Here is a 7732-nt window from a genome sequence, read left to right on the forward strand (position 1 = left end):
TGCCGCCGCCCCAAGGGCGGGACCCGGCCGTCTCGGGGAAAGACCGACGACACAGACGGCAGGGCCGTCCGAGACGGACGCCCCCTGCGTGGCTCCGGCCTGCGCCGGAGGTGATCAGGCCGGGTACTGGCCCCGCTTGACCTGCGGCTTCGGCAGGCGCAGGCGGCGGAACTGCAGCGCGCGCATGATCGCGTACATCTTGGTGCCCGGTTCGGCCACGCCGAACCTCTCCTCCAGGGCCCTGCGGATCTTGGAACCCAGGACGATCGAGTCCACGATCACCAGCGCCACCAGCGCGTACAGCGAGTACATCAGCGCCAGCTGGAACTCACGGCCCGGGATGAACATCAGCAGGATGTAGAGGAACACCACCGGCAGCAGGAACTCGCCGATGGACCACCGGGCGTCCACGTAGTCGCGGACGAAGCGCTTCTGCGGACCGCGGTCCCGGACCGGCATGTGCCGCTCGTCGCCGGTCTCCAGGGCCTCACGCATCTTCGCTCGCTCGGCCGCCATGGCCTCACGGTCCGCCTTCTTCGCGGCCTTGCGGTCCTCCGGCACCAGCGGACGACGGCGGGCCGCCTCCTGGTCCTTGCGGCGCGGGGTCGGCACGCCCTTCGGCTTGGAGCGGTCGCGGCGAGCGGGGGCCTCGTCCACGGCCGACTCGGCGGCAGGGGCGGACTCCGCGGTCACACCGGCCGGATGGGAGCCGTGCGTCGCGGGAGTCTCGGACTTCTCGGAGGTCTTCTTGCGGCTGAACACGCCCACCAGTCTAGGCGTGGCCTGGGCGTACACTCGGCAGGCTCGCGCGGAGGGGCCGGGGAACGGCACCCGCGGAACGCTCCCGGCGGTCCCGGACCTGCCGGCCGTGGCGGTCACGGGCGTTAGTGTGAAGGACATGACTGCACAGATTCCCGCCGCCTCCGAGCTCGATCCCGCGCTCGTCGAGAAAATCACCGCCGCCGTCGACGCCCAGTTCGACGAGACCGTCACCACCCTCACCGACCTCGTCTCCGTCGGCGGCATCGCCTGGGACTCCTTCGACCGCGCGCTGCTGGAGCAGTCCGCCGAGAAGGTCGCCGACCTCGTCCGCGAGCTGGGCCTGGAGAACGTCCGCATCGTCACCGAGACCCGCGAGGACGGCCAGCCCGGCGGCCCCGCCGTGCTCGGCTCCCGCCCGGGCGCCGACGGCAAGCCCACCGTGCTGCTCTACGCCCACCACGACGTGCAGCCTACGGGCGACGAGTCCCTGTGGAACACCCCGCCGTTCGAGGCCACCCGCGTGGGCGACCGCCTCTTCGGCCGTGGCGCGGCGGACGACAAGGCCGGCATCATGCTCCACCTCGCCGCGTTGAAGGCCCTGCAGACCGCCGCCCCGGAGGCCGGCGTGGGCGTGCGCGTGTTCATCGAGGGCGAGGAGGAGGCCGGCTCGCCGACCTTCCGCACCTTCCTGGAGAACCAGAAGGCGGACCTCGAGGCCGACGCGATCGTGGTGGCCGACTCCGCGAACTGGGCCGTCGGCGAGCCCGCCCTGACCACCTCGCTGCGCGGCGTCGCCGACGGCACCGTCACCGTGCGGGTGCTGGACCACGCCGTGCACTCCGGCATGTTCGGCGGCCCCGTCCTGGACGCCGTCACCCTGCTCTGCCGCCTCATCGCCACCCTCCACGACGAGCAGGGCAACGTCGCCGTCCCCGGCGTCGGCGCCCAGGTCCACGCGGACGTGGACTACTCAGAGGAGACCTACCGCACCGACGCCGGCGTGCTGGACGGCGTGACCCTGGCCGGTTCCGGCCCCCTCGCCGACCGCCTGTGGAACGGCCCGGCCCTGTCCATCATCGGCATCGACGTGCCGAGCGTGGACACCTCCTCCAACACCATCCAGCCCTCCGCCCGCGCCAAGTGGTCGTTGCGCGTGGGCCCCGGTGTGGACCCGGAGCAGGCCTACGAGGCCGTGACCTCCTACCTCGCCGAGCAGGCCGAGAAGGTCTTCGGCGCGGAGATCACCTACGAGAAGGGCCACTTCGGCCAGCCGTTCGCCACGGACACCTCGGACCCGATGGCCGCCGCCATGATGGAGTCCTTCCACCAGGCCTGGGGCGTGGAGCCCAAGGCCACCGGGCTGGGCGGGTCCATCCCCTTCACCGCGGACCTCAACGAGGTCTTCCCGGAGGCCACCATCCTCATCACCGGCGTCGAGGATCCGGACTCCCGCGCCCACTCCGCCAACGAGTCCCTGCACCTCGGCGACTTCCGCAACGCGATCCTCGCCGAGGCCCTCTGGCTCGCCCGCCTGGGCGCCTGAGCCCCGCATGCCCGCCGTCCTGCCCGCCCCGGCCACAGCACCGGGCGGGCCGGATGCGGACGGCGGGCGGCCGTCGTCGGGAATCAACCGGCGACCGGTACCGTTCACACCTGAAGAAGCCGTACCCTCGAGGTGCGGAAGAACGTCCCCACACGAGGAGGCCCCCATGGCACTGTCCGCTGACGAGACCGGCGTCGAGATCGGCGCCACCCAGCCTGCCGACGGCCTGCCCCCGCACGAGGTGGAGCTCACCGACGTCGCGGTGGCCAAGGTCCGTGCCCTGCTGGAGCAGGAGGGCCGCACCGACCTGCGTCTGCGCATCGCCGTGCAGCCCGGCGGCTGCTCCGGCCTGATCTACCAGCTCTACTTCGACGAGCGCGTCCTGGACGGGGACACCGTCCGCGACTTCGACGGCGTCGAGGTGATCGTGGACAAGATGTCCGTTCCGTACCTGATGGGCGCGAAGATCGACTTCGAGGACACCATCTCGAAGCAGGGCTTCACCATCGACAACCCCACCGCCTCCGGCTCCTGCGCCTGCGGCGACTCCTTCCACTGACCGGCAGGCGGCTGTCCGCGGCACCTCGCCGAGAGCGGGGTGGGCCACGACGACGGCCGCTCGCCGAGCGCTTCCGGGCCGGCTCCCCGAGGGGCCGGCCCGAGGTGTGTCCGGAGGGCTCCGGTGCGGGCGCGACAGGCGACGGTGAGGCCACGGGGAGGCGCCCGCCGTGCCCTGTCAGAGGGGGATCGGGAGGTACCCGCAGTCCGGATGCCGGAAGTGCTCCGATCGGCGGGGACACGCCCCTGAGGCGGGGTGTCATGGTCAGCACGAATCGCCGGAAAGACGTAGAGTAGAGGGGAATCACCCGGGCACCCCTGTCCGCTGTGAGGGAAATCCGCAGGATTCTGCGATTCCCGGCGGGGGAGAGGGGCGCCCATCGCACACGAGATGAAGAGGAAGGCCGTCTGTGAGAGCACAGAATGACGCCGGACGTCGGACTCGACGCACGCTGAAGGCGGGCGCCCTGGGGGCCACCGCCATGCTGGCGTTGACCGGCTGTTCGGAAGAGGTCAAGCGTGGTTGGCTCCCCGGCACCAACGGGACGACCAACCACAATGAGGTGCTGACGAACCTCTGGGTCGACTCCTGGATCGCCGCACTGGTCATCGGCCTGGTCGCCTGGGCCGCCATGATCTGGTGCATGGTGGCCTACCGCCGCCGCAAGAACGACCAGGGCTTCCCGAAGCAGACCGCGTACCACATGCCGCTGGAGACCATGTTCACGGTCATCCCGCTGGTTCTCGTCTTCGGCCTCTGGGGCTTCACCGTTCGTGTGCAGACCGAGGTCGACACCCCCGTGGACGACTCCCCGCTGACCGTCACCGTGTACGGCAAGCAGTGGGCCTGGGACTTCAACTACGAGTACGAGGGCCAGGAGGCGCACTACGCCGGCGTCCAGGCTCAGCTCGACACCGAGGGCAACGCCGGCGTGCAGGACACGCTGCCGACCCTGTACCTCCCCGTCGACGTGCCCGTGCACTTCGAGCTGAAGTCCCGTGACGTCGCCCACTCCTTCTGGATCCCCCAGTTCCTCCAGAAGCGGGACCTGATCCCCGGCAAGACCAACCACCTCTACCTGACCCCGCAGGAGGAGGGCCGCTTCGACGGCAAGTGCGCCGAGCTCTGCGGCGAGTACCACTCCGAGATGCTCTTCAACGTGGAGGTCGTCTCCGAGGAGGAGTTCCAGCAGCAGCTGGACCAGATGGAGCCGGGCCTGGTCGGGGACGAGTACAACCGCAACCCGAACGAGAACCCTGACGGTGCGCGCGAGATGGAGGTCGACCTCCAGACCCCGCGCGGTGGAGGTAGCCACTGATGACCACGTATGAGTACACGACGGAGGAGAGCACGCGCACGGCAGCGCCGCGCGTCGTGCCTCGCTCCCTCGGAAAGATCGCCGTCAACTGGTTGACGACCACGGACCACAAGGTGCTCGGGTACATGTACCTGATCGTGTCCTTCGTGTTCTTCTGCGTCGGCGGTGTGATGGCCCTGCTGATCCGTGCCGAGCTCTTCGAGCCGGGCATGCAGATCCTGCAGACCAAGGAGCAGTACAACCAGCTGTTCACGATGCACGGCACGATCATGCTGCTGATGTTCGCGACTCCGCTGTTCGTCGGATTCGCCAACGTCCTCGTTCCGCTGCAGATCGGCGCCCCCGATGTGTCGTTCCCGCGCCTGAACGCCCTGGCGTTCTGGTTCTTCCTGTTCGGCTCCCTGATCGCCACCGCCGGCTTCCTCACCCCGCAGGGTGCGGCCTCGTTCGGCTGGTTCGCGTATGCGCCGCTGTCTGACACCACCTACTCGCCGGGCGTCGGCGGAGACCTCTGGGTCTTCGGCCTGGCCCTGCAGGGCTTCGGCACCATCATGGGTGGAGTCAACTTCATCACCACCATCCTGTGCATGCGTGCACCGGGCATGACGATGTGGCGCATGCCGATCTTCACCTGGAACACGCTGATCACCGGCATCCTGATCCTGATGGCGTTCCCGCCGCTGGCCTCCGCCCTGTTCGCACTGGGCATGGACCGCCGCTTCGGTGGACACATCTTCAACCCGGAGAACGGCGGTGCCGTCCTCTGGCAGCACCTCTTCTGGTTCTTCGGCCACCCCGAGGTGTACATCATCGCGCTGCCGTTCTTCGGCATCGTCTCCGAGATCATCCCGGTGTTCTCCCGCAAGCCGATCTTCGGCTACAAGACCCTGGTGTTCGCGACCACCTCGATCGCGGCCCTGTCCGTGACCGTGTGGGCGCACCACATGTACGTCACCGGCTCCGTGCTCCTGCCGTTCTTCTCCCTGATGACCATGCTCATCGCGGTCCCGACCGGCGTGAAGTTCGTGAACTGGATCGGCACCATGTGGCGCGGCTCGATCACCTTCGAGAACCCGATGCTGTGGACCCTCGGCTTCATGGTGACCTTCCTGTTCGGCGGTCTGACCGGCGTCATCCTGGCCTCCCCGCCGCTGGACTTCCAGGTGTCCGACACCTACTTCGTGGTGGCGCACTTCCACTACGTCATCTTCGGCACCGTGGTGTTCGCGATGTTCGCCGGCTTCTTCTTCTGGTGGCCCAAGTTCACCGGCAAGATGCTGAACGAGCGTCTCGGCAAGATCCAGTTCTGGCTGCTGTTCGTGGGCTTCCACGGCACCTTCCTGGTGCAGCACTGGCTGGGCGTCATCGGCATGCCGCGTCGCTACGCGGACTACATGCTCGAGGACGGGTTCGCCGCCATGAACCAGTTCTCCACCGTGTTCTCCTTCATCCTCGGCGCCTCGCTGATCCCGTTCTTCTGGAACGTGTACATCACGGCGCGCCACGGCAAGAAGGTCACCGTGGACGATCCGTGGGGCTTCGGCGGCTCCCTCGAGTGGGCGACCTCCTGCCCGCCGCCGCGCCACAACTTCCACTCGCTGCCGCGCATCCGCTCGGAGCGTCCGGCGCTCGACCTCCACCACCCGGAGCTGTCGCCGTACTCCCCGCAGCACACCCCTGAGGCATTCGGAGAGAAGGTGACTGCCAAGTGAAGGTGACCGCGAACATCTTCTGGGTCATCGGTGTCTTCTTCGTCATCGTCGGGACCGTCTACGGGTTCTGGGTGAAGTGGACCGAGTGGGCGGGCATCCCGGCCCTCCTGGCCCTGGGCGCCATGTCCTTCATGATCGCCTGGTACATCCAGGCCACGGAGAAGCGCTTCGGGCAGGGCCCGGCGGACGACGAGGACGGTGAGATCCTCACCTACGCCGGGACCTACGGCACCTTCGCGCCGTGGTCCTGGTGGCCGCTGGTGCTGGCGACCGCCTGCGCGTTCGTCGTGACCGGTCTGGCCGTCGGCTGGTGGATCTTCTTCATCGGCGTCGTCCTGGCCGCCTTCGGCACCGTGGGCTGGGTCTTCGAGTTCTCCCGCGGAAAGTACGCGCACTGACTCGAGGCCCCTGAGCCACTGACAGAGGCGGGCCGCATCCCTTCACGGGGTGCGGCCCGCCTCTGTTCGTGTCCGCAGCCTTGCCCGTCCCCGGGACCCGACCAGGAGCCGGACACCGGTGCTTCGCCATCAGCGCGGTGGGACCTCACCCCCTGAGGGAAGGTGTGCGGGATGGGGTGCGGGAAGGGGGATCGGGGCCGTGGTGGCTCTCACGGCGCAGGAGGACACCACGGGACGGCCGCAGAGCCGCTGGTGCGGCTGCGCGAACCCCAGGAGCCCTGGGCCCCGCGGGAGGCGTGGCACCCGGGGGAGCCGTGGGACCCCTAGGAGCCGTGGGGCCCCTAGGACCCGTGGGACCCAGGGGAGGCGTGGGGCCCCTAGGGCGTGTCTGACAATGAGTCCAGGGGCCGGCTGACACCCTGGAAGGCATGTCCCGCTTCCAGATGCTCTCCGATGCCCAATGGGAACTGATCGCCCCGACCCTTCCGACCCGGACCGGTCGGCAGGGCCGGCCGTTCGCCGATGCCCGCATGATGGTGGAGGCAATCATCTACCGGTACCGGTGCGGGATTCCCTGGAGGGACCTGCCCGAGGTCTACGGGCCCTGGCAGACCGTGTGGACCTGGCAACGCCGGATGGCGGCCGAGGGCACCTGGGACACGGTGCTGGCAAAGCTGACCGCCGCCGCTGACACACAGGGCTTGGTGGACTGGTCGGTCTCGGTGGACTCCACGATCGCCCACGCTCACCAGCACGCCACGAACACCACCCGGCACACAGGGGGCTGGATCGAGTTACAAGAATCTGCGTGAGGAGCCGGCCGATTCAGACGGATCGGGCGCTCCCGTGGTGGGTTGAGCACCAAGATCCATCAGCTCGTGGACGGGGCCGGGATGCCGCTGGTCAGCCTGATCACCCCAGGCCAGGCAGGAGACTCCCCGATGCTGCTGCCGTTGCTGGGGCAGCTGCGTGTGGCACGGCCGGTAGGGCGGCCCCGGACCCGCCCCGAGGCGGTGCAGGGTGACAAGGCGTACTCCTCCCGGGCGATCCGCGCCCATCTGCGTGCCCGCCGGACCAAGGCGGTCATCCCCGAGCCGGCCGACCAGCAGGGCCACCGCAGACGCCGCGGTGCCCGCGGCGGGCGCCCCATCGCCTCGACGCGGACGCCTGCAGGGGCCGCAATGTCATCGAGCGCCAGTACGCGCACCTGAATCAATGGCGGGGCCTGGCGACCCGGTACGACAAGTACGCGACCGTCTACCGGGCTGCCGTGGTGCCGAACGCGGTGCTTGCGTGGTCGAAGCTATTGTCAGACACGCTGAAGCGCCCTGGGTTTCGTTCCGACCTACTTCCTCAAGGAGGATCGGACCATGCCCCAGAAGTACAGCCCCGAGTTCAAGGCGAAGGCATTGCAGCTCATCGAGGAGCGCATCCGCGCCG

Annotated in this window: 6 protein-coding genes and 1 pseudogene; 6 read left to right on the forward strand and 1 reads right to left on the reverse strand. The window is 68.8% G+C overall.

Annotation, left to right across the window (positions count from 1 at the left end; translation table 11 throughout):
* Positions 1 to 114: 114 nt before the first annotated feature.
* Entirely contained in the window at positions 115 to 762 is a 648-nt protein-coding gene (locus tag AC2W7A_RS06880) for a DUF3043 domain-containing protein (RefSeq protein WP_485990705.1), read from the reverse strand.
* 136 nt (positions 763 to 898) lie between these two features.
* Between AC2W7A_RS06880 and AC2W7A_RS06885 the strand changes: the two genes are divergently transcribed.
* The 6 genes and pseudogenes from AC2W7A_RS06885 to AC2W7A_RS06910 form a co-directional block, all read left to right on the forward strand.
* Positions 899 to 2305: a M20/M25/M40 family metallo-hydrolase gene (locus AC2W7A_RS06885; protein WP_485990706.1), complete on the forward strand. Its 1407-nt coding sequence runs from the start codon at positions 899 to 901 to the stop codon at positions 2303 to 2305.
* Positions 2306 to 2471: 166 nt separating this feature from the next.
* Positions 2472 to 2864, forward strand: a complete 393-nt coding sequence (locus AC2W7A_RS06890) for a HesB/IscA family protein (protein WP_088478282.1) — start codon at positions 2472 to 2474, stop codon at positions 2862 to 2864.
* A 409-nt stretch (positions 2865 to 3273) separates the two neighbouring features.
* Positions 3274 to 4182 (forward strand): aa3-type cytochrome oxidase subunit II, encoded by a 909-nt coding sequence (ctaC, locus tag AC2W7A_RS06895; protein ID WP_485990707.1) that lies wholly within the window; start codon positions 3274 to 3276, stop codon positions 4180 to 4182.
* Positions 4182 to 5894 (forward strand): aa3-type cytochrome oxidase subunit I, encoded by a 1713-nt coding sequence (gene ctaD, locus AC2W7A_RS06900; protein ID WP_485990708.1) that lies wholly within the window; start codon positions 4182 to 4184, stop codon positions 5892 to 5894. Before ctaC ends, ctaD begins: the two co-directional genes overlap by 1 nt.
* Positions 5891 to 6292, forward strand: a complete 402-nt coding sequence (locus tag AC2W7A_RS06905) for a cytochrome c oxidase subunit 4 (protein ID WP_088478280.1) — start codon at positions 5891 to 5893, stop codon at positions 6290 to 6292. Before ctaD ends, AC2W7A_RS06905 begins: the two co-directional genes overlap by 4 nt.
* A gap of 428 nt (positions 6293 to 6720) precedes the next feature.
* Positions 6721 to 7610 (forward strand): annotated as a pseudogene (locus AC2W7A_RS06910) (IS5 family transposase); the annotation flags it as partial.
* Between the last annotated feature and the right edge of the window lie 122 nt (positions 7611 to 7732).

Source organism: Micrococcus sp. LASM2_SD2 (genome assembly GCF_057364565.1).